Source organism: Ruegeria sp. A5 (assembly GCF_056543005.1).
This window is the reverse complement of record NZ_JBQGAV010000013.1, coordinates 28,913-51,038: the sequence shown is the minus strand read 5'-3', so window position 1 is coordinate 51,038 and position 22,126 is coordinate 28,913. Positions and strand designations below refer to the sequence as shown.

Sequence of the window (22,126 nt, the reverse complement as noted above, 5' to 3'; positions counted from 1 at the left end):
TCGCCTCTAGGTTACTTGGCGCGAGTCGTTTTCAACTAAGGTTATTGCAATGATTGCAAAGAGATTTTCCTGTGAATTTACGGTTTCAGAGGCAATCGGTCTTTTGATAATTTGGGCGTTGCTATCTATCGTAACGCTTGGCCTGGCTTTGTTCGTACTGCCATACTATTTCGTTAAAGCTCCGATCAATCGCACATTCATTTTGGATAGCGAAGGTGCCAAGATCGCAAAGCTGACCGTTGATGTGAGTTTCGCCGATGTCCTTGGGCATGCATTGGTCTGGCTGTTGTTGACTATTGTGACCTTGGGGTTGGCATATTTGATCTATTGGCCCTCGGTCATAAAGCGACTACTTAACGCAGTTAAGACAACTGAGCTGTAGTGTGAGGCTAAGTGGGCTTGACGCCAGCGCCAAAAGCCCATATCGACCCCCATCCCTAAAGGGAATCAAGATCGCATGAGGGATTCGTCCCAATTGCCCCGACCACCTCGAATAATACTGGACCCTCTGGCGTCACTGCCACGGTCAAGTGTTGTGAAAAAAGGTTCCGGAGTTACGGAACCGCAACAAAAAGGAAAGTGACACGTGGCACGTATTGCCGGCGTAAACATCCCGACTGCAAAGCGGGTACCAATCGCCCTCACATATATCACCGGTATCGGAAACACCTCGGCCAAAGCGATCTGCGAAGCCGTAGGCATTGAAGCGCACCGTCGCGTCAACGAACTGTCCGACGCCGAAGTTCTGGCCATCCGCGAGCACATCGATGCAAACTTCACCGTTGAAGGTGACCTGCGTCGTGAAGTTCAGATGAACGTCAAGCGCCTGATGGACCTGGGCTGCTATCGCGGACTGCGTCACCGCCGCAACCTGCCGGTTCGCGGTCAGCGTACCCACACCAATGCTCGTACCCGCAAAGGCCCCGCAAAGGCCATTGCCGGTAAGAAGAAATAAGGGAGGGTCTGACCGATGGCACGTGACAAGACTCGCGTTAAGCGCAAAGAGCGTAAGAACATCGCATCGGGCGTAGCCCATGTGAACTCGACCTTCAACAACACCAAGATCCTGATCTCGGACGTACAGGGCAACGCCATCTCGTGGTCGTCTGCCGGTACCATGGGCTTCAAGGGATCGCGGAAATCGACCCCCTACGCCGCTCAGATGGCTGCAGAAGATGCAGGCAAAAAGGCGCAGGAACATGGCGTCAAGACGCTGGAAGTCGAAGTTCAGGGCCCCGGTTCGGGTCGTGAATCGGCTCTGCGTGCGCTGGCTGCAGTGGGCTTCAACATCACGTCGATCCGCGACGTGACCCCGATCGCTCACAACGGCTGCCGTCCGCCGAAGCGTCGTCGCGTCTAAGCGATTTTGAATTAAGCTGGGGCTGTGTTTTTGCACGGCCCCAGCACGTCATTTTGAACCTCGGGCGTCTGCACCTTGTTGGTCATGGGGCGCGGACAGGAATGGAGGGATTACATGATCCATAAGAATTGGGCAGAATTGATCAAGCCGACCCAGCTTGACGGCAAGCCGGGCAACGACCCTGCACGTCAGGCAACCCTGGTTGCCGAGCCGCTGGAGCGTGGCTTTGGTCTGACCCTGGGTAACGCGCTGCGCCGCGTTCTGATGAGCTCGCTGCAAGGCGCGGCCATCACCAGCGTTCAGATCGATAACGTACTGCACGAGTTCTCCTCGGTCGCGGGCGTACGTGAAGACGTCACCGACATCATCCTGAACCTCAAAGGCGTTTCGCTGCGCATGGAAGTCGAAGGCCCCAAGCGCCTGTCGATCAATGCCAAAGGCCCCGCAGTTGTCACCGCTGGCGACATCAGCGAAAGCGCTGGCATCGAGGTTCTGAACCGCGATCACGTCATCTGCCACCTGGACGATGGCGCGGACCTGTTCATGGAACTGACCGTCAACACCGGCAAAGGTTACGTCTCGGCTGAGAAGAACAAGCCCGAAGACGCACCCATTGGCCTGATCCCGATCGACGCGATCTATTCGCCGGTCAAAAAGGTTGCCTATGACGTTCAGCCGACCCGTGAAGGTCAGGTTCTGGACTATGACAAGCTGACCCTGAAAATCGACACCGACGGTTCGATCACGCCCGAGGATGCGCTGGCCTTTGCTGCTCGCATCTTGCAGGATCAGCTGTCGATCTTCGTCAACTTCGATGAGCCGGAATCGGCTGGCCGCCAGGACGAAGACGATGGTCTGGAGTTCAACCCGCTGCTGCTGAAGAAAGTGGACGAGCTGGAACTGTCGGTCCGTTCGGCAAACTGCCTGAAGAACGACAACATCGTTTACATCGGCGATCTGATTCAGAAGACCGAAGCCGAGATGCTGCGCACTCCGAACTTCGGCCGCAAGTCGCTGAACGAGATCAAGGAAGTGCTGTCCGGCATGGGTCTGCACCTCGGCATGGATGTCGAGGACTGGCCGCCTGACAACATCGAAGATCTGGCCAAGAAATTCGAAGACGCGTTCTAAGCGCGTCTTCACAAATGCCCGGGCTGCCGGGGACCATATGGGCACTTTCGCCCCAAGGAGAGCCGGTGACACGCATCGCCGGCCAGACAAAGCAAAACGCGAAAGAAGGAACTAGAAAATGCGTCACGCACGTGGTTATCGCCGCCTGAACCGTACTCATGAGCACCGCAAAGCTCTGTTTGCGAACATGGCTGGCTCGCTCATCGAGCATGAGCAAATCAAAACAACTCTGCCCAAGGCAAAAGAACTGCGCCCGATCGTTGAAAAACTGATCACTCTGGGCAAGCGCGGCGACCTGCACGCCCGCCGTCAGGCCGCAGCACAGCTGAAAGAAGACAAAGACGTCGCCAAGCTGTTCGAAGTTCTGGGCCCTCGTTACGCCGAGCGTCAGGGCGGTTATGTCCGTATCCTTAAAGCAGGCTTCCGCTATGGCGACATGGCACCGATGGCGATCATCGAATTCGTTGACCGCGACATCGACGCCAAAGGCGCAGCTGACAAAGCTCGTGTTGCCGCTGAAGAGGCCGCAGACGAAGAATAAGCCTTGGCTATATCTGAGTTTCAGCCCCCGCGTCGCAGACGCGGGGGTTTTCTTTTGCTCCGTGTGACAATCCAAGGCGGTCTAAATTTAATTGCTTTCGGCTTTCAGAATACCATCCGCCGACGCTCCCGCGGACAAATTGGCGTCAGAGAAATCCTCTGTCTCTGGCAGTTCCAGATGAAGAGACGACGTGTGATCGATTTCGATCTTTCCCCGGGTCAATGTGTAATCAAGTACGTGCCCACCGGTGGTCCGGTCGTCAGAGATGAAATGCAAGTGGTAACTCGGTACGCCGATCCCGACTGCGTAGTCAGGGCAGCGGAACCCGAGAATAGTTCCCTCCACGTTTTCCAATTCAAACTCGGCCTGCGTTTTGACCACTTCCAGCAAAGGTTTGTATGGCCGTTCCTGTTTCAACACGTTTCGATACCTAATGTGTTTGATCAATCCGGTGAAACGAACCGCATAAAACAGGTTCTTTGCATCGGCCATGTCATCCAAACCCTCCTCGAAACCGGATTTGTTAATCGGAGAATCCAACGCGAGCGAAATCGTTGGTTCAAAGTCAATGACGGCTGCGTATGGTGTCAGCGCGCCGTTATCCGCAATTGTCGCTTTGCCTTCCCCATCCAGGCGATAAGCGACACCATCCAGCACCACCATTTCTCCGTCCAGGGCGTTGAAGGTACCGAGACCGAAATCTCCGTGTTCCAGCAGCTGACCGATGGAAACAGTCCCGTCATAGACTCCCTGCATGACGGCACTCAGTAGTGAGGCCTGGTAATACTCGTGGGCGTGCTCTTCCCGCACAAAGCTCTTATTTTGATGATGAGAGGCAAGGGCCGTTGCAAAGGTCAATTCCCGGTCTTTGTGCATGGTCATTCCCTCTGATTGGATTCAGCGCCAAGTCCAACACATAGCACAACTCCCTGTGAAACTTTTGCAACGTTTTGCGAAGCCATAATGCTCAAGCAGGATATTTGTGCGAATAGCTCAAAAGAAAGCGGTAGGTCCTCAGCATTGTCGAAGGCAGCGGGTTATGTCGCTTGCAATCTTTGCATCGGCCCCGCATATCCGGTTGGCGATATTGCCGGAGGCCCGATGATGCTAAGACTATTGTGTTCCCTAGTATTGCTGATGGGCGCAATACCGGCAGCCGCAGAGACGCAGGTACCAAAAAGCCAGACCGAAATCAGCCTCGGGTTCGCCCCTGTCGTAAAGCAGGCTGCCCCGGCGGTTGTGAACATCTACGCCAAGATTGTGCGCGAAGGGCGGGCAAATCCGCTGTTTTCTGACCCGTTCTTTCAGGACTTCTTTGGCCGTGGATTTGGGACGCCACGCCCCCGTGTGCAGAATTCGCTCGGCTCTGGCGTGATCCTCACTGGTGATGGGTATGTGGTGTCAAACTACCACGTTGTGGGGATGGCATCGGAAATTCAGGTCGTGACTACCGACCGTCGTGAATTCACTGCCGAAGTCGTTCTGGGTGACAAAGAAAGCGACATTGCAATCTTGCGGTTGGAAGAGGCAAACGGTCTGCCGTTCCTGCAGATGCGCGATTCCGATCAGGTTGAAGTAGGAGAGCTGACGCTGGCGATTGGCAACCCCTTCGGCGTTGGCCAAACTGTTTCGTCAGGTATTATTTCAGGGCTGGCGCGCACAGGAACCGCAACCGGAAACGCAAGAGGGTACTTCATTCAAACCGATGCGGCGATCAACCCGGGCAATTCCGGTGGCGCGCTGATCGATGTGAATGGTGATCTGATTGGTATCAATACTTCAATCCTGACCCGCTCGGGCGGGTCGAACGGTATCGGCTTTGCCATTCCGGCCAATTTGGTAGCCGAATTCCTGCGGCAGGCGCAGTCTGGAAACGAAAGCTTCGTAAGTCCTTGGGCAGGAATGGCCGGTCAACACATGAGCGCGGACATAGCCGAGTCTCTGGGTATGGCCATCCCTCTAGGTGTGGTGATTTCTGACTTGCATGAACTGAGTCCGCTGGCAGAAGCGGGTCTGCGGGTCGGTGACGTTGTCACTCATGTCGACGGAGACGAGGTGAATTCTCCGGCCGAGATGAAATTTCGCATGGCTGTTGCCGGGGTAGGTGGAAAGTCGGTCCTGACTCGGCTGCGGGGCGAAGACCGCTCGGATATTGAAGTGGCGCTGATCAAACCGCCTGAAACGCCTGCGGCGGATGAGACTACGCTGGACGAGGATACGGTCATGCCAGGTCTGATCGTTTCGGGCGTAAATCCGGCGGTGATCGTAAAGCTTGGCTTGTCGCTGTCTCAGACCGGCGTCGTGGTGGTTGATCCGAGCCGCTATGGCGGCCGCGCAGGATTGCGTGTGGGCGATGTCGTAAAAGGTATCAACGGAACCAGAACCGAGACACCGGAGGATATCGTTCAGGCCCTGACCGATCCAGGTCGCCGGGTACAGATGGAGATTGAGCGGGGAAGCCGGTTAATCTCATTGCGGTTTCGGTTGTGATCCGTGAGTGACTTGTTCGATACCGGTTCTGCGGAACCAACCGCTTCGCCGCACAGGCCGCTTGCGGATCGCTTGCGCCCACAATCCCTGTCTGAGGTGATCGGGCAAGAGCAGGTTTTGGGACCAGATGCGCCATTGGGGGTGATGCTCGCGTCAGGTAGCCTGTCCAGCCTGATCTTCTGGGGCCCGCCGGGTGTAGGAAAGACAACCATCGCCCGGTTGCTGGCGCAGGAGACCGATCTGCATTTCGTACAGATCAGCGCGATTTTTACCGGTGTGCCGGATCTGAAGAAGGTATTTGAGGCTGCTAAAATCCGTCGTCAGAACGGGCAGGGCACCTTACTATTTGTTGACGAAATCCACCGTTTCAATAAAGCGCAACAGGACGGGTTTCTGCCGCATATGGAGGACGGCACGATCCTCCTGGTTGGCGCGACGACCGAAAACCCTTCCTTCGAGCTAAACGCGGCGGTACTCAGCCGGTCTCAGGTGTTGGTTCTGGAACGCCTTAGCCTTGCTGATCTTGAGCGTTTGACACAACGCGCCGAGAAAGAGCTTGACCGCGCCTTGCCACTAAAGTCTGCCGCCCGCGAGGCGCTGCAGGAGATGGCGGATGGCGACGGTCGCGCACTACTGAACCTGATTGAACAGGTAGCTGCTTGGAAAGTGGACGCCGATCTGGACCCGGATGCATTGTCGACGCGCCTGATGCGGCGGGCCGCAAAATACGACAAATCGGGGGATGAGCATTATAATCTGATCTCAGCCCTGCACAAATCGGTGCGTGGATCGGACCCTGACGCGGCGCTGTATTGGTTTGCGCGGATGCTGACCGGCGGCGAAGACCCGCGCTATCTGGCGCGGAGGATCACGCGGATGGCGGTTGAAGATATCGGTTTGGCCGATCCTCAGGCGCAATCGATCTGCCTGCACAGTTGGGAAACCTATGAACGGCTGGGCTCGCCCGAGGGCGAGTTGGCACTGGCGCAGGCGTTGGTGTATCTGGCTCTCGCTCCGAAATCGAACGGGGCCTATGTGGGGTATAAGGCGGCGATGCGGCTGGCCAAGCAATCGGGCAGTGAACCGCCACCCAAACATATCCTGAACGCTCCGACATCGCTGATGAAGGATCAGGGATATGGTGCAGGGTATGCCTTTGACCACGATGCCGAAGATGGGTTCTCGGGTCAGAACTATTTCCCGGATGATATGAAGCGCCCGGTTCTCTATCAGCCGGTAGAGCGTGGTTTTGAGCGCGAGCTGAAAAAACGGCTGGAATACTTCGCCAAGCTGAGAACGCAACGCAATCAGGGCTAGACTTGACTCTGCACCCGATGCGCGCGACAGACGCGCATGATTTCTAAGGCACTGAAACAAGCACAATCCGGGCGGATCAGCCGTGCGGAACAAGGGGCAATGGCATGAGCGGCGTACAGGTGATCACCGTAGCAGAGGGCGATGGCGACCAGAGGCTGGATCGTTGGCTGCGCCGCCTGTTTCCTCATGTCAGCCAGGGCCGGATCGAGAAGATGTGCCGCAAGGGTGAACTGCGCGTAGATGGCAGTCGGGTCAAAGCTTCGACGCGGCTAGAGGCCGGGCAGTCTGTGCGCGTGCCGCCGCTGCCAGACGCCGACCATAAGCCCGCTGTCGTAAAGCATCGTGTTTCGGACGCTGACGCAAAGATGATCCAGTCTTGCGTGATTTATAAAGACGATCACGTGCTGGCGCTGAACAAGCCGCATGGCTTGCCAGTTCAGGGTGGCAGCGGTCAAACCCGCCATGTGGACAGCCTGTCCGAAGCGTTGCGTTTTGGGTATGACGAGAACCCGCGCCTTGTGCATCGTTTGGATAAGGACACATCTGGCGTTCTGCTGATGGCCCGTACGCGCGAGGCCGCCAAAGGGCTGACAGCAGCCTTCCGGCACCGAAACACCCAAAAGATCTATTGGGCGCTGGTAGCTGGTGTTCCAACTCCGTACCTGGGCGAAATCAAGACCGGGCTGGTCAAGGCACCGGGGCATGGCAAGCATGGCGAAGGCGAGAAGATGATCGCTGTTCATCCGAGCGAAGTGAACGATACGCCCGGCGCGAAACGTGCGCATACGCTCTATGCAACGCTGTATCGCGTTGCAGGGCGGGCAGCCTGGGTCGCGATGGAGCCGGTGACGGGGCGAACTCATCAGTTGCGTGCGCATATGGCTGCGATCGGCCATCCGATAATAGGCGATGGGAAATATGGCGGTTCGGGGCAGGAAAACCTCGGCGATGGCTGGGGCGCGCAGTTGGGAGGTATCATCAGCAAAAAGCTGCATCTCCACGCCCGCAGCCTGTCCTTTGAACACCCGATGACCCGCAAACACATCTCGCTTACGGCGCCTTTACCGGATCATATGAAACACAGCTGGGATACGCTGGGCTGGACCGAAGACCTCGCTGCAGATGATCCGTTTGAGGAGTTGCGATGAACGCCCCATTGCGGCTGGTCCTGTTTGATGTGGATGGCACTCTGGTCGATAGTCAGGGTGCCATTGTTTCGGCAATGACCGCCTGTTTTCAGGCGCAGTCACTGCCGGTCCCGGATCGTGACGCCATCCTGTCCATCGTCGGTTTATCTCTGCCCCATGCAATGGCGCGTCTGGCAGCAGATCAGTCCGAACGGATACAAAGCGCATTGGTTGACGGATATAAGCAGGCCTATCACGCGCAAAGGTTGGAGCAGGGCGCCGCAAGCTCGCCGCTTTATCCCGGTGCGCGCCAAGTGATTGAGGCACTTCACGCTCAGCCCGAGGTACTTTTGGGAGTGGCCACAGGCAAGTCTCAGCGCGGGCTTGATGCGCTGCTTGAAGGGCATGGGTTGCAGCAGCATTTTATTACTCGTCAGGTAGCAGATCACCATCCGTCCAAGCCGCACCCGTCGATGATAGAAACAGCTTTGGCTGAAACGGGCGTGCCGGCTGCGCAAGCCGTCATGGTGGGCGACACCAGCTTTGACATGGATATGGCCGCAGCCGCGCAGGTTGCCGGGATCGGTGTCAGCTGGGGTTATCACGATCGTCGGGTACTGACGGCTGCGACACATGTGATCGAAACATTCGAAGAATTGCCAGGCGCACTGGCCAAGATCTGGGGCTAAAGAGATGAGCGACTGGAAACCCAAACGCTTCTGGACGACAAGCACGGTCGTTGAGACCGACGGGGGCTATACGGTTGAACTGGATGGTCGGCGGGTCAAAACGCCCGCCAAGGCTGCGCTGGACCTGCCCACGCGTGCCATGGCCGAGGCCGTTGCACGGGAATGGGATGCGCAGGAAAAGAAAATCGATCCGACCACGATGCCATTCACCCGTTCGGCCAATGCGGCGATCGACAAGGTGCGGCACCAGCATGGTGAGGTTGCCGATATGCTGGCCGATTACGGCGACTCGGATCTGCTGTGTTATCGGGCGACCCATCCCGAAACGTTGCAGCAGCGGCAGTCCGAGGCCTGGGATCCTGCATTGGATTGGGCTGCGGACGCGCTGGGCGCACGGTTGATCCCGCGTGCAGGGGTGGTGCATCAACCGCAAGCTGCCGAGGTGCTGCAAGGCCTGCGTGACCGGGTGCATGGACTGAATGCGTTCCAACTGGCAGCGTTTCATGACCTCGTCAGCCTGTCGGGATCATTGATTCTTGGTTTCGCGGCAGCCCAGAATTGGCGCAAACCGGACGAGATATGGCGCATTTCTCGGCTGGACGAGCTTTGGCAGATCGAACAATGGGGCCACGACGATGAGGCACATGCTGCCGCCGAAGTGAAACGGGCCGCCTTTCTGCACGCAAAGCAGTTCTTTGACCTCTCGTTCTGAGACGGATTCTCGTCAAATCGTGAATTTGTGTCCGATTCTGCCCGAAAAGACCTATCGTTTTCCCTGATCCAGCCCTTGACGTTTGTTGATGAATACGCCCAAACTCGGGCCACTAAAGGGGAGACACCTTTTGGGTAACCTTTCTGGCGCCTATGCGCCGGATCGAACCGTTCCATTCAGGGATGGAAAATCAGGAAGAGGTAAAAATGAAAAAATCCGTAATTTTGGGCGTGGCAACCATTGCCGGCCTGGCTGCTGGCGCAGCTGCAGCGGGTACCGTTGACGACGTGAAAGCCCGCGGCAAGCTGAACTGCGGCGTTGCAACCGGCGTACCCGGCTTTGCCAGCCCCGATGCCAATGGTGAGTGGCAGGGTTTTGACGTGGCCGTATGCCGCGCGGTAGCCGCTGCCGTTCTGGACGACCCAAGCGCCGTTGAGTTCATCCCGACCACCGGTAAAACACGTTTCACCGCGCTGGCTTCGGGCGAGATTGACATGCTGGCCCGTAACACCACGTGGACCTTCAGCCGCGACGTCGACCTGAAGTTCGAATTCGTCGGCATCAACTACTACGATGGTCAGGGTTTCATGGTTCCCAAGGCACTGGGCGTCAGCTCGGCCAAGGAACTGGACGGTGCAACAGTTTGTATCCAGACCGGCACCACCACCGAGCTTAACCTGGCGGATTTCTTCCGCATCAACAACATGAGCTACGAGCCGGTTCCGATCGAAACCAACGCCGAAGCGCAGCAGCAGTATCTGGCTGGTGCCTGTGACGTTTACACCACCGACGCATCGGGTCTGGCTGCTACGCGCGCCACCTTTGAAAACGCAGGCGACCACGTGATCCTGCCCGAAATCATCTCGAAAGAGCCGCTGGGCCCGCTGGTCCGTCACGGCGATCACGAGTGGGGCGATGTGGTCCGCTGGACCCTGAACGCACTGATCGCAGCGGAAGAGCTGGGTGTAACTTCGGCGAACATCGACGAGATGTCCAGCGGTGCCACCGACAACCCAGAGGTAAACCGCCTGTTGGGTACCGAAGGTACGCTGGGTGAGATGCTGGGTCTGGACGCGAACTGGGCACAGCGTGCGATCAAAGTCGGCGGTAACTACGGCGAAGTGTTTGCCAAGAACATCGGTGAGGAAACCCCGATCGGTCTGGCACGCGGCCTGAACGCACAGTGGACCGATGGTGGCCTGCTGTACGCACCGCCTTTCCGCTAAGATCCACGGAAAAGGGCGCGGGGGAACCCGCGCCCTTTTTCCTTCCATAAGAAACACGCCCGGAACGATCTGAGCAGAGGCAAACTCTGCCAACATCCGGGATGCACGGGGATATACATAGGTCATGACGACACTCACTGACCCGCCGAAGGAGCACTTCCGGCTGTCCATGCTCCTTTATGATACGCGGTACCGATCTGCGACCATTCAGGTCATAGCGATGATCGGTTTCATGCTTCTGGCAGCCTGGATTATCAACAACACCATTCAGAACCTTGAAACGCTGGGCAGAACAGTCGGGTTCGACTTTTTTGCCGAACCGGCCAGCTATGACATCAACCAACGCCTGCTGGAATACGACTCGCGCGATACCCATCTGCGCGCAGCGTTTATAGGCCTGCTAAACACTCTGGTTGTTGCAGTTCTGGGCTGTATCACAGCAACGATCATCGGTGTCATGGTCGGTGTTTTGCGCCTGTCGAATAACTGGCTGATCGCGCGGATCATGACAGTCTATGTCGAGATGTTCCGTAACGTTCCAGTGCTGCTTTGGATCGTGTTCGCCATGGCGATCCTGATTGAAAGCCTGCCAGCACCGCGCGCCTTCCGAGGTGAAAACCCAGAAGCCACGATGGATCTTTTTGGCACGGTCGCGGTCACAAATCGCGGGGTCTATATCCCCGAGTTTCTGTTCTCGCGCGGATTGGGCGATATCCACCTTTTCGGTACCTCAAGCCTGCGCTTTGATGTTTCGCTTGACCTGATCGCCTTCCTGATCGTGTTTGGCGGCAGCATCTTTGCGATGCGCAAGGTTTCGGCCTGGGCCAATTCAACGCAAGAAAAGACCGGCGATCGCCCGGCCATCTGGCACATCCAACTGGGCCTTTTGTTCGTGCCGTCAGCTATCCTGCTGGGCGTTCTGGGTTTTCACCTGGGCTACCCTGAGCTGAAAGGCTTCAACTTCAGCGGCGGTACCCACCTTCGTAACTCGCTGATTGCCTTGTGGCTGGCCCTGTCGCTGTACACTGCGGCATTCATCGCCGAGATCGTGCGCGCTGGTATTCTGGCTATTTCCAAGGGTCAGACCGAGGCTGCATCCGCACTGGGCCTGCGCCCGGGCCGGACCATGCGTCTGGTGATCTTGCCGCAGGCGTTGCGGGTGATCATCCCGCCAATGATCTCGAACTATCTGAACCTGACCAAGAACTCGTCGCTGGCGATCGCGGTCGGATATATGGACATCACGGGTACGCTGGGTGGCATCACAATGAACCAGACCGGTCGCGAGCTTGAATGCGTTCTGCTGCTGATGCTGGTCTACCTGTCCATCTCGCTGAGCATTTCGGCGGTGATGAACTGGTACAACAACCGTGTCAAACTGGTGGAGCGGTAATATGAGTGATGTTTCATTTGTCCGCACGGAAATGTTGCCGGAACAGGCACCACCCGCCTCCGAGGTCGGTGTACTGGGCTGGATCAAGCATAACCTGTTTTCAAGCTGGCTGAACGCGATCCTGACGATCGTCTCGTTGGTCTTCATCTACTATGTGCTCTCCAACATCCTGTCCTGGACGTTCGAATCCGTTTGGAACGCCAATTCCCTGTCGGAATGTCGTGAGATCATGATGGCTACGTGGGGCGATACGCATGGTCATGCCTGCTGGGGTGTGATCAAGGATCGTTGGCTACAGCTGCTATATGGGTTCTATCCGCCGTATCCGGCGCATCCGGATGCCACATGGTCGAACCCGCCTGAAACAGGGGCATGGCCGGCCTATTTCCGTCCGAACCTGACCTTCATCCTGTTGTTGGTTGCTATTGCGCCAGTGTTGTTCACTAAGGTGCCGCGTAAGCTGTTGATTGTAACGGCGGCTTATCCGTTCCTGCTGCCTTGGCTGATGTGGGGTGGGTCGATCTGGGGGCCGCTCATGGTCGCCGCCGGATTTGCCATCGGGTATTTCGCGTACAAGTTTGCGCTTCCGGTTGCCGGGTCTCTTGCCGCGATTATCCTTGCGATTGCGCTGCCCATACTATGGTGGCTGTTTGCTGCCGGTTCCGTGGCTGACGCAATCAATGCAATCATTCCGATCGGTATCGCGCCGGTGGAAAGCCGCGACTTTGGTGGCTTTATGCTAGCGATCCTGTTGGGTGTTGTGGCCATTGGTGTTTCGCTGCCTATCGGTATCGTGCTGGCGCTGGGTCGTCAGTCCGATCTGATGATCGTCAAATACCTGTGCGTGGGCTTTATCGAGTTCATTCGGGGCGTGCCGCTGATTACCCTGCTGTTTGTGGCATCGCTGTTGCTGAACCTGTTCCTGCCGCCGGGCACTAATTTTGACATCATCCTGCGGGTGATGATCATGATGACCCTGTTCTCGGCCGCCTATATGGCCGAGGTGATCCGGGGTGGTCTGGCCGCCCTGCCGCGTGGTCAGTACGAAGGCGCAGACAGTCTGGGCCTGAACTACTGGCAGGCGCAGCGGCTGATCATCATGCCACAGGCGCTGAAAATCTCGATCCCGGGCATCGTGAGCACGTTCATCGGTATCTTCAAGGATACGACTTTGGTCTCGATCATCGGTCTGTTCGACGTGATTGGCCTGACCAACGGCATCCGCGCCGATACCGCCTGGAACGGCGTCTACTGGGAACTGTTTGCCTTTATCGGCGTTCTGTTCTTCGTGGTTTGCTTCTCCATGTCCCGTTATTCCATGTACCTGGAGCGCAAGCTTCAGACTGGCCACCGTTAAGGAGTTCAACACATGTCTGAACTTGCAATTGAACGCGAAATCGACCGCTCCAAAATGCAGGTGAGCGACGAAATCGCCATCGAAATCACCAATATGAACAAGTGGTACGGGGCCTTCCACGTGCTGCGCGATATCAATCTGACCGTCAATCAAGGCGAGCGGATCGTGATCGCGGGGCCGTCGGGGTCGGGCAAGTCTACCCTGATCCGCTGCCTGAACGCGCTGGAGGAACACCAGCAGGGCACGATCATTGTGGATGGGACCGAGCTGTCGAATGACCTGAAAAACATCGACAAGATCCGGTCCGAGGTTGGCATGGTGTTCCAGCACTTCAACCTGTTCCCGCACCTGACCATTCTGGAAAACTGCACGCTGGCCCCGATCTGGGTGCGCAAGACGCCCAAGAAAGAGGCCGAAGAGCGCGCGATGCATTTCCTGGAAAAGGTGAAGATTCCTGAGCAGGCCGACAAGTATCCCGGTCAGCTATCGGGTGGTCAGCAGCAGCGTGTGGCGATTGCCCGCTCGCTGTGCATGATGCCGCGGATCATGTTGTTCGATGAGCCAACCTCGGCGCTGGACCCTGAGATGATCAAAGAGGTGCTCGACACCATGATCGAGCTGGCCGAGGAAGGCATGACCATGCTGTGTGTGACCCACGAGATGGGCTTTGCCCGCCAGGTCGCCAACCGCGTGATCTTTATGGATGCCGGTCAGATTGTGGAGCAGAACGAACCGGAAGAGTTCTTCAACAACCCGCAGAGCGAACGGACCAAGTTGTTCCTCAGCCAGATTCTGGGACACTAAATTCGGATCAGAAAACCAAGAAGGCGGGGTGTCGACCTCGCCTTTTTCTATTCCAGCAGCTCGCGTGGGATCGTGAAGCCCAGAACCTCACCCTGATGCCATTCGAGTGTATTCCAGTCGGGGATATCGAACCGGATTACAGTCGTTGCACAAGTCGGATAGTCGTAGAATCTCGAATGATCGGGCTGGTTGCGTACCAGCCGATTTGCAAATGCAGCGATGCCGGGATTATGCCCCAGCATTAGTACGGTATTGCCGGTGGCTGTGGCCAATTCGGCGAACATCTCATCGGGGCCTGTCAGATACAAGGCGGGGGTAAAGCGGATTTCCGGGGTGCTCAGCCCCAGCCTGTCCCACGTTTCCCGGGTGCGTTTGGCGCTTGAGCAGATAACGTCATCCGGCAGCCAGCCATTGCATTGCAGCCACGCCCCAATCGCGGGGGCCGATTTGCGTCCTCGATTGTTCAACGGGCGGTCGTGATCTTCGGCAAAGGGATCGCCCCAACTGGACTTGGCATGGCGCATTAGGATCAGTGTGCGGGTCATGATCGGTGAAATGCTTTCATGTGATGCGCAGATTGCTCTGGCTGGCGCTCTGCGCCGGCGCTGAGAGGGCAGGCGAGCCGGGCGAGGCAGCCTTTGTTCATGCAGCTGTGTCCCGCCTTGGTATCGAGATGATCATGACAGGCTGCCACGTCATAGAAGCTGTGGGTGTTCAATGCCCCAACCGGACAGGTTGTTGCACAAGGCGCGGGGCATTCTATGCAAGGTGACGATTGAGACACGGATGGAATTGAAAACTCATCCGCAAAATGCAACGCACCACGGAATGATATCATCATCCCTACCGTATCGTGCACCAGGGCCCCGACCGGACTGCTGAAGGTGCGACCGGACTTAAGTGCCCAGTCAATGAAGGGTGCGTATGGTGGGCCGCCGAACGGATAGTAGGCGGTGCCCCTCAAGTCCCGCGCAAGCTGGCCGATCACCCGTCTGGACCAGCGATCAACCGGGTCGGGTTGGCCATCCTGCCACTCAGCCGAGGCCTTCAGAGCAGGCCAGAATGCCCCCGCGGCCCCCAGAAGGATTAGGGTTCCGTCATCAAGTTGCTTTGCTTCACTGGGCCTTGGATGAAGTGCACCCATAACTATCAGCCCAACCTGAGTGGCTGCTCGTTCGACATTGGCGTAGGTCATCAACGGCGGAAGGGCAGAGCCAGGCTCCAGCCCAGTTTTGTTGGTCGATCGTCCTGCCATTCCAATCCCAGGCTCATTTGTTCGTGCCCGTCCCGAGGTTGTGCGATGTAAGTCCCCAGCATTCGGTCCCAGATAGACAGTGCAAAGCCATAATTGCTGTCATGCTCTGTTCGGAATACCGAATGATGTACGCGATGCATATCGGGTGTCACAAGAATCCTACGTACCACAGCGTCAACGGCAAGGGGGAGCTTCAAGTTTGAATGATTGAACAACGCTGTGCCATTAAGAAGGATCTCGAACAGGATCACAGCCAGGGCGCTGGCGCCGAGCAGATAGATAAGCCCGATTTTCAGGATCATGGACAACGCGATTTCAACAGGGTGAAAGCGGACTGCAGTAGTGACGTCCATGTCTCGGTCGGCGTGATGCACACGATGTAGCCGCCAAAGGATTGGCACCTTGTGGGTAATCAGATGCTGTAGCCAGATTGCAAAGTCCAGAATCAGCACACATAGAATAAGCTCAACCCACCCTGGCCAGGCGAGCCAATTAAAAACGCCCAATCCATTTTTCCCGGCATCAATGGCAGCGCCAACTGCCAATAAGGGCAACCCAATCGCCATAGTCCTGAGCATCAGTGTGTTCAAAACAGTGATTGATAGATTGGTTAGCCACCGATTTTTTCGCGGACAGGTTCGTAAGCGTTTTGGCGCAATTGTCTCTGCCGCCGCAAACACAACAAACAGGATCAAAAACACGCTTAGGCGAAATAGGGGCTCGTTCTCCATACATTCACAATCGAGCATGTTAATGCCCGGTGCAAGATGTTGAAGATCACTATGGCGTTAATCAGGACGGATCAAGGATCCGGCACCGTGTTCCGTAAACAGTTCGAGCAACACCGCATTTGGCGCGCGCCCGTCCAGAATAACGACCGCCCGAACGCCATTATGCAGCGCGTCCAGCGCAGTTTCGGTTTTTGGAATCATCCCACCCGCAATAGTGCCTTCACGCGTCATCTCACGAATTTGGCCAGCCTTGAGCTCGGTCACGACATCGCCCGCTGCGTTCTTGACGCCCGCTACATCGGTCAGCAGCAGCAGGCGGTCTGCCTTAAGAGCTGAGGCGATCGCCCCGGCTGCAGTGTCGCCATTCACATTGAAGGTTTCGCCATTCCGACCTGCGCCCAGCGGCGCGATCACAGGGATAACATCATGCGCAAACAGGTCATGCAGGATTTTGGGGTTCATCTCGGACGGTGTGCCGACAAACCCGAGCGAGGCGTCGGTCTGTTCGCACATCATCAAATGGGCATCCTTGCCCGACAGACCCACAGCCATGCCACCCTGCGCATTGATCGCCTGCACGATCCGCTTGTTCACAAGGCCCGACAGGACCATTTCGACCACTTCGACTGTGGCTTTGTCCGTCACGCGTTTACCACCCACAAACTCGGACTGGATATCCAGTTTGTCGAGCATCGCATTGATCATCGGGCCACCGCCGTGCACGACGACCGGGTTTACGCCAACCTGACGCATAAGCACCACATCGCGCGCAAAGCTTTCCATGGCTTCGTCGCTGCCCATGGCGTGGCCACCTAGCTTGATGACGACAATCGCACCGTCGTATCGCTGCAGATAGGGCAGGGCGCTGTTCAATGTGGCGGCGGTGGCGATCCAATCCCGGTTCATATCTCGTGTCTTCATGGCTGAGTGTCCCTCTGGGACCCTGTGTTAGGGCGTTTGGAGGATGGTGCCAAGACCGGATCGCGGAAACAGCCAATCTGAACGGGCCGTACCCGATGGGCGCAGCCCGGCTTCCTTAGCTCATGACTTGGATATTGCTGAACCGCGTCACTCCAGATGCGCAATGATCGAACGCAGGGTCGGAATGCCGTCGCCCTTCTCGGATGAGGTCAACACGATCTCGGGGAAGGCCGCAGGATGTTTCGAAAGCGCGGCGCGCACCTGGTCCAGCACCTTTTCCTGGTCTTTTGCTTTGACCTTGTCTGCCTTTGTCAGAACGCACTGAAAGGTCACTGCGCTGGTATCCAGCAGTTTCATGATCTCGGCGTCCACAGGTTTCACCCCGTGGCGCGAGTCGATCAGGACGAAGGCACGGCGCAGGGTCTGACGTCCACTCAGATACTGTTTCAGCAGACGTTGCCATTTTTCCACGACCTTCACCGGCGCGTTCGCATAGCCGTACCCTGGCAGGTCGACCAAATAGAGTTCAGGCCCTTGCGTGAAAAAGTTGATCTCTTGTGTACGCCCCGGCGTGTTCGAGGCACGTGCTAACCCCTTGGTGCCCGTTAGCGCGTTGATCAAGCTGGATTTACCGACATTCGAACGCCCGGCGAAACATACCTCCAGCCGATCGGGGGCAGGCAGGCCATCCATGGCAACGACGCCTTTGACGAATTCGGATGGCCCGGCAAACAGCTTTCGACCGGTTTCCGTTGCGAATTCATCTGGAGTTTCAGCTAGTGGAAAGGGAAGTGTGGTCATAGAACCTGAACCTCGTCACCGGTGTGAATGGTGGCGCCTTCCAGAACTTCGGCATAAACGCCAAAATCCTGATGATCCCAGCTGCTCAGCGCACCCAGTGTGTCGGCATCCCGCTCACCCGTTTCAGGGTTGGCGGTTGTCGCCAAACACCGCGTGATGCGTTCGCGCACATGAAAAACGGCCTCGCCGATCCGGATGTCGCGGCCAATCCAGTCGAACTCATTCCACAGCGGCAGGCCATCGAACCAGATATTTCCGCGCCAGCGAGCGATAGAAAGATCCCTGCCTAGCTTCTGCTCGACCGCCCGATGCGACGACATATTGCACAAACTGATCGAAGGAAAATCGCTGTCCGTCATGCCGCGATTAGCGGTGCGGATAATGCGGGCAGACGCAGCGCGATCTGCAGGCATCAGCGGTTTGACCCAGTCCAGAAAGGTATCCTGATGCGTGTCGGGCTCAAAGCTTAGATCGGGGCGATTGGGATGTCTCAGCGTGACCGAGTCGCCTTGCAGCTGCGCCGAGATTGCCATCAACTGAGGGGCCTTCGCGCCTCGGCTGAAATTGGCGCAGGGTGCCCATTCCGATCCATCCGCTTTCGACGCCTCATGTGCAACCGCCCAAACACGATCCCCGGGCATGGTATGCCCGGGGATCATGGTAACGTGATCAAGGCGTTCACGCCCGTGACTTTTGATCGGGTGCCGCCAAATGCTGGTGACCGAACCGCTCATTTGTCGTCCGTCTTTGGCGTTCGTTTGAAGCCTGATTTGATGTTGCCGAATACATCGGGCGTATAGCCCTGGCTCCGCATGATCAGGTATTGCTGGGTAAATGTGATCGTGTTGTTCGCGATCCAGTAGACCACCAAACCGCTGGCAAATCCGCCCAGCATGAACATGAAAACCCATGGCATCCAGGCAAAGATCATCGCCTGTGTTGCATCGGTCGGTGCCGGGTTCAGTTTCTGCTGCAGCCACATCGAGATACCCAGCAGCAGTGGCAGGATACCGATAAAGATCAGCGCCATGAAGCTTTCAGGCTGCGGTGCCGCCCAAGGCAGCCAACCAAAGAAGTTGAAGATTGAGGTCGGATCCGGAGCGCTGAGGTCCTGGAACGGGCCAAACCATGGGGCTTGACGCAGTTCGATGGTGACAAAAATCACCTTGTACAGCGAGAAGAAGATGGGGATCTGCATCAGGATCGGCAAACAGCCTGCGGCCGGGTTAACCTTTTCCTTCTTGTACAGCTCCATCATGCCTTGCTGCATCTTCTGGCGGTCATCCCCTGCGGCCTCTTTCAAGGCCTCCATCTGGGGCTGCAATTCCTTCATCTTGGCCATCGAAACGTAGGATTTGAACGCCAGCGGGAACAGGATCGCCTTGATGATCAGGGTCAGGCCGATGATGGACCAGCCCATGTTGCCGATCAGCAGGTTGATGTTGTGCAGCAGCCAGAAGATCGGCTTGGTCAGGAAGAAGAACCAGCCCCAGTCGATGCTGTCGATGAACTTCTGCACACCTTCGGCCTGGTATTCCCGAATGGCTTCCCATTCCTTGGCACCAGCGAACAGGCGTGTGGTCACTTCAGCAGTCTCACCCGGCGCTACGGTCAGCGTCGGCAGCACCGTTTCGGTTTGATAGATTTTGCGGCGCGAGTCATATTTTGCGGCTGCTTTGAAGGTCGAGCCCGGCTCTGGGATCAGCGTGGTCATCCAGTAGTGATCCGTGAAGCCGATCCAGCCATCTTCCTTGACCTGATAGACCTCGGCCTGCGCCCGTTCGTTCGGGTCGATGTCAAAATCGCGGACATCACCATAGTCAACTTCTGACAGCGTGCCGTCCGCCATGCCGATCACACCCTCATGCAGGATGAAAAAGTTTTTCAGGCCCGGAAGGTCGCCATCTTCACCAATACCGTGGCGTGCAAGAATGCCATAGGGGGCCATGCCCACCTCGGATTGGGTCGCGTTTTCAACCGATTGGGTAACTGTGAACATGTAGTCCTGGTCGACCGCGATGGTGCGGCGGAAAGTCAGGCCATTGCCATTGTCCCAGGCCAGCGTGATGGGGTTGTCTACGCCAAGCGTCTCACCCTCTTCCAATGTCCAGAGCGTGTTGGGGCCCGGGACATCCGCACCTGCAACTCCTGTACCCGGTGCCCAGCCGTAAAGGGCATAATAAGCCGATTCCGAACCAACCGGAGACAGCAGCTCAACGATTGGCGCGCCTTCTTCGATCGAGACTTTATAATCTTTCAGAAACAGCTCATCGATCCGCCCGCCGGACAGGGACAGACTGCCTTCCAGACGGGGGGTGTCGATGTTGACGCGAGGGGCTTGTTCCTCTGGCAGTGTTTCCTCGGCGGTCGCTGTGGCTTCACCCACGGTGCTGGTCGCGCTGGGTGTTTGCACCTCGTCGCCTTCCAGAGCTGCAATTTCTGCAGCGTCCTGCGTCGTGGTTGATTCCGGCGGTGGGAACAGCACGAACCAGACAAGGATCACCAGAAAGCTGAGCGCGGTTGCAAGGATGAGATTTTTGTTCTGATCGTCCATCGGGGACAGCCACCTTGAGCAGTGAAACACACCCGGTGGGTTCAACAGAGTGCAGCCCCAAAGGTCAAGCGGAATCGCCCATCAAATCGCTCCGGCGCTGGATTTGGCGCACCGTAATTGCAGATTTCATCCCATTTTGCGACCGATCTTGGATGCACCCCTGATCTTGGCACGATGCGCCGCGATCCAATCCAGGGTCTGCTCAAATGGCATTGGCATTGCAATTCCGAACCCCTGAACGTGGTTACTGCCCAATTGCGCCATCAACGCGTGCTCGCCGGGCGTTTCCACGCCTTCGGCGAGCGTCTCGAGGTTCAGGCGTTCAGCCATGGTCAGAATGGCGCTGACCAGTTGCTGCTGGCTGGGATCCTGATCGGATTTGGTGACAAATGTCCGATCAATCTTGATCCTCGAGACGTCAAACCGCTTGATCGAGGCGATCGAGGCATGGCCGGTTCCAAAGTCATCCAGGTCGATACAGCATCCAAGCGCAGCCATGCCGGTTACATTCCGGGTGATCACGTCATCCGGCCTGCGAGAGAACACGGTTTCCAGAATCTCAACCGCCAGCCGATCCGGTGTCAAATCAAACTGATCCAACTCCCATTTCAGGCGGTCGATCAAGCCGGGATTGCGCAACTCATCGGATGAGAAATTGATACCGATCCGGGGCACAACGCATGCTGCACGATCCCAAGCTTGCATCGCTTCAAAAGCATGGTGACGCATGATTTGGCCTAGCCGCTCCATCAGTTCGGCTTGCTTGGCGAAGGGCAGGAATACCTGCGGGCTGAGAACACCTTTTAATGGATGCTCCCACCTTGCCAAAGCCTCGAACCCTGTGATGTTCCCATTATCCGTTGAAACCTGAGGCTGAAACCAGGGCCGAATCTCTCCATTGTCCAATGCCGCCTCGAACTCTTTTCTCAAATTGGCTCGGACCAGGGATCGCCGACGGGTCCCGGTTGAATAAGCGCGTATGGTCGAGGGACCGCTTCTTTGCGCTTCGGACAGTGCAGCGGTGGCGGCGCCAATCCACTCATCAGCCTCGACCTGTCGCAGGTCTGAATGCAGGCAGAACCCGATTGAGCAGGATTGGTAAACTCCTGTGCCATTCAACAAAAGCGGCTCTTCGACTGCGCTTTGGACGCGGCCAGACATTTGAATGCAGGCTTCCAGATCAAGATGTGGGGAGGGATGCAGGCCAATGAGAAACCGGTTCTGATCGATCTGCGAAAAGATGTCCTGATTTCGGATGATCGACAGGATACGATCACTGAATTGCTGCTTTACATGAGTGGCGGCAGCCTGACCGTGCAGATCCTGAAGCTCGGCATAGCCGTCCAAAGCAATTGCGATACAGGCGGCATTCTCACCTGATTTGCTGACCGATTCACTCAACGCCTCCAACTCTGATTGGAATACGTCATATGGAACCAGGCCGCTGGGGCGCATACCTGAACTGTGGGCTGTATAAGAACGGCTTCCCCAATTTCCGATGACGGCAAAAGCAAGGGGCAAACCCAAAGCCGTGGTAACAAGTGCACGTTCACCGCCCAACCAGAAGGCGGCTAAACACGCCGCGGGAATAAATGCCAGAACCTGCGGTCCGGTGAGAAATATCCGCAGCGTTTCGGAACAACGGTCGACAAAGAGGAATTTCCGCATAGGTTTTACGGCCTTCAGCTTGGGCTAGGATCGCGCAAGCCAACCGTAG

Annotated in this window: 23 protein-coding genes; 14 read left to right on the top strand and 9 right to left on the bottom strand. The window is 56.8% G+C overall.

All coding sequences use genetic code 11. The features are described from left to right. The first annotated feature begins 49 nt into the window (after positions 1–49). The 5 genes from ACR0AY_RS20295 (at position 50) to rplQ (ending at position 3,032) form a co-directional block, all read left to right on the top strand. Positions 50–382 (top strand): DUF6693 family protein, encoded by a 333-nt coding sequence (locus ACR0AY_RS20295; RefSeq protein ID WP_170515929.1) that lies wholly within the window; start codon positions 50–52, stop codon positions 380–382. Positions 383–586: 204 nt separating this feature from the next. Beyond that, complete coding sequence (gene rpsM / locus ACR0AY_RS20290) at positions 587–955, top strand: 30S ribosomal protein S13 (protein ID WP_008757392.1); 369 nt, start codon at positions 587–589, stop codon at positions 953–955. 15 nt (positions 956–970) lie between these two features. Then, positions 971–1,360: a 30S ribosomal protein S11 gene (rpsK, locus tag ACR0AY_RS20285; RefSeq protein ID WP_008757289.1), complete on the top strand. Its 390-nt coding sequence runs from the start codon at positions 971–973 to the stop codon at positions 1,358–1,360. 114 nt (positions 1,361–1,474) lie between these two features. Next, positions 1,475–2,491: a DNA-directed RNA polymerase subunit alpha gene (locus tag ACR0AY_RS20280; protein WP_010437127.1), complete on the top strand. Its 1,017-nt coding sequence runs from the start codon at positions 1,475–1,477 to the stop codon at positions 2,489–2,491. Between the two features lie 118 nt (positions 2,492–2,609). Next, a complete protein-coding gene (gene rplQ / locus ACR0AY_RS20275; RefSeq protein WP_170392888.1) occupies positions 2,610–3,032 on the top strand; it encodes a 50S ribosomal protein L17 in 423 nt (140 codons plus the stop codon). An 87-nt stretch (positions 3,033–3,119) separates the two neighbouring features. Here the strand turns inward: rplQ and budA are convergent, their stop codons facing one another. Next, complete coding sequence (budA, locus tag ACR0AY_RS20270) at positions 3,120–3,908, bottom strand: acetolactate decarboxylase (protein ID WP_170515927.1); 789 nt, start codon at positions 3,906–3,908, stop codon at positions 3,120–3,122. Between the two features lie 228 nt (positions 3,909–4,136). Between budA and ACR0AY_RS20265 the strand changes: the two genes are divergently transcribed. The 9 genes from ACR0AY_RS20265 (at position 4,137) to ACR0AY_RS20225 (ending at position 14,147) form a co-directional block, all read left to right on the top strand. Then, on the top strand, positions 4,137–5,522 hold the full coding sequence (locus ACR0AY_RS20265) for a trypsin-like peptidase domain-containing protein (protein ID WP_170516040.1): 1,386 nt from the start codon (positions 4,137–4,139) through the stop codon (positions 5,520–5,522). Between the two features lie 3 nt (positions 5,523–5,525). Then, a complete protein-coding gene (locus tag ACR0AY_RS20260; protein ID WP_170515924.1) occupies positions 5,526–6,839 on the top strand; it encodes a replication-associated recombination protein A in 1,314 nt (437 codons plus the stop codon). A gap of 104 nt (positions 6,840–6,943) precedes the next feature. After that, positions 6,944–7,987, top strand: coding sequence for an RluA family pseudouridine synthase (locus ACR0AY_RS20255; protein WP_170515921.1), 1,044 nt, complete (start codon positions 6,944–6,946; stop codon positions 7,985–7,987). After that, positions 7,984–8,655: an HAD-IA family hydrolase gene (locus ACR0AY_RS20250; protein WP_170392884.1), complete on the top strand. Its 672-nt coding sequence runs from the start codon at positions 7,984–7,986 to the stop codon at positions 8,653–8,655. The genes ACR0AY_RS20255 and ACR0AY_RS20250 overlap by 4 nt, the downstream gene beginning before the upstream one ends. Positions 8,656–8,659: 4 nt before the next feature. Then, positions 8,660–9,367, top strand: coding sequence for an ATP12 family chaperone protein (locus tag ACR0AY_RS20245; RefSeq protein ID WP_170515919.1), 708 nt, complete (start codon positions 8,660–8,662; stop codon positions 9,365–9,367). A 206-nt stretch (positions 9,368–9,573) separates the two neighbouring features. Continuing rightward, positions 9,574–10,593 (top strand): amino acid ABC transporter substrate-binding protein, encoded by a 1,020-nt coding sequence (locus ACR0AY_RS20240; protein WP_170392882.1) that lies wholly within the window; start codon positions 9,574–9,576, stop codon positions 10,591–10,593. Positions 10,594–10,717: 124 nt separating this feature from the next. Beyond that, complete coding sequence (locus ACR0AY_RS20235) at positions 10,718–11,986, top strand: amino acid ABC transporter permease (RefSeq protein ID WP_170515915.1); 1,269 nt, start codon at positions 10,718–10,720, stop codon at positions 11,984–11,986. A 1-nt stretch (position 11,987) separates the two neighbouring features. Then, positions 11,988–13,343 carry an amino acid ABC transporter permease gene (locus tag ACR0AY_RS20230; RefSeq protein ID WP_170392880.1) on the top strand — a complete coding sequence of 452 codons (1,356 nt, stop codon included), beginning with the start codon at positions 11,988–11,990 and terminating at the stop codon, positions 13,341–13,343. Positions 13,344–13,355: 12 nt separating this feature from the next. Further along, positions 13,356–14,147: an amino acid ABC transporter ATP-binding protein gene (locus tag ACR0AY_RS20225; protein WP_304621965.1), complete on the top strand. Its 792-nt coding sequence runs from the start codon at positions 13,356–13,358 to the stop codon at positions 14,145–14,147. Positions 14,148–14,194: 47 nt separating this feature from the next. On the opposite strand, the gene ACR0AY_RS20220 is transcribed toward ACR0AY_RS20225, so the two are convergent. From ACR0AY_RS20220 to ACR0AY_RS20185, 8 genes are all read right to left on the bottom strand, one after another. Then, positions 14,195–14,692 carry a histidine phosphatase family protein gene (locus ACR0AY_RS20220; RefSeq protein ID WP_170515912.1) on the bottom strand — a complete coding sequence of 166 codons (498 nt, stop codon included), beginning with the start codon at positions 14,690–14,692 and terminating at the stop codon, positions 14,195–14,197. After that, entirely contained in the window at positions 14,689–15,342 is a 654-nt protein-coding gene (locus tag ACR0AY_RS20215) for a ferredoxin (protein ID WP_170516038.1), read from the bottom strand. The genes ACR0AY_RS20220 and ACR0AY_RS20215 overlap by 4 nt, the downstream gene beginning before the upstream one ends. Next, positions 15,342–16,133 (bottom strand): sterol desaturase family protein, encoded by a 792-nt coding sequence (locus tag ACR0AY_RS20210; RefSeq protein WP_170516036.1) that lies wholly within the window; start codon positions 16,131–16,133, stop codon positions 15,342–15,344. The genes ACR0AY_RS20215 and ACR0AY_RS20210 overlap by 1 nt, the downstream gene beginning before the upstream one ends. Positions 16,134–16,190: 57 nt before the next feature. Next, entirely contained in the window at positions 16,191–17,054 is an 864-nt protein-coding gene (gene argB, locus ACR0AY_RS20205) for an acetylglutamate kinase (protein WP_170392876.1), read from the bottom strand. Between the two features lie 147 nt (positions 17,055–17,201). Beyond that, positions 17,202–17,855 carry a ribosome biogenesis GTP-binding protein YihA/YsxC gene (yihA, locus tag ACR0AY_RS20200; RefSeq protein ID WP_170515910.1) on the bottom strand — a complete coding sequence of 218 codons (654 nt, stop codon included), beginning with the start codon at positions 17,853–17,855 and terminating at the stop codon, positions 17,202–17,204. After that, a complete protein-coding gene (locus ACR0AY_RS20195; protein ID WP_480454531.1) occupies positions 17,852–18,589 on the bottom strand; it encodes an MOSC domain-containing protein in 738 nt (245 codons plus the stop codon). Before ACR0AY_RS20195 ends, yihA begins: the two co-directional genes overlap by 4 nt. Beyond that, positions 18,586–20,409, bottom strand: coding sequence for a membrane protein insertase YidC (gene yidC / locus ACR0AY_RS20190; RefSeq protein ID WP_170515903.1), 1,824 nt, complete (start codon positions 20,407–20,409; stop codon positions 18,586–18,588). The genes ACR0AY_RS20195 and yidC overlap by 4 nt, the downstream gene beginning before the upstream one ends. Before the next feature lie 126 nt (positions 20,410–20,535). Beyond that, positions 20,536–22,077 carry a putative bifunctional diguanylate cyclase/phosphodiesterase gene (locus ACR0AY_RS20185; RefSeq protein WP_480454530.1) on the bottom strand — a complete coding sequence of 514 codons (1,542 nt, stop codon included), beginning with the start codon at positions 22,075–22,077 and terminating at the stop codon, positions 20,536–20,538. Positions 22,078–22,126 lie beyond the last annotated feature (49 nt).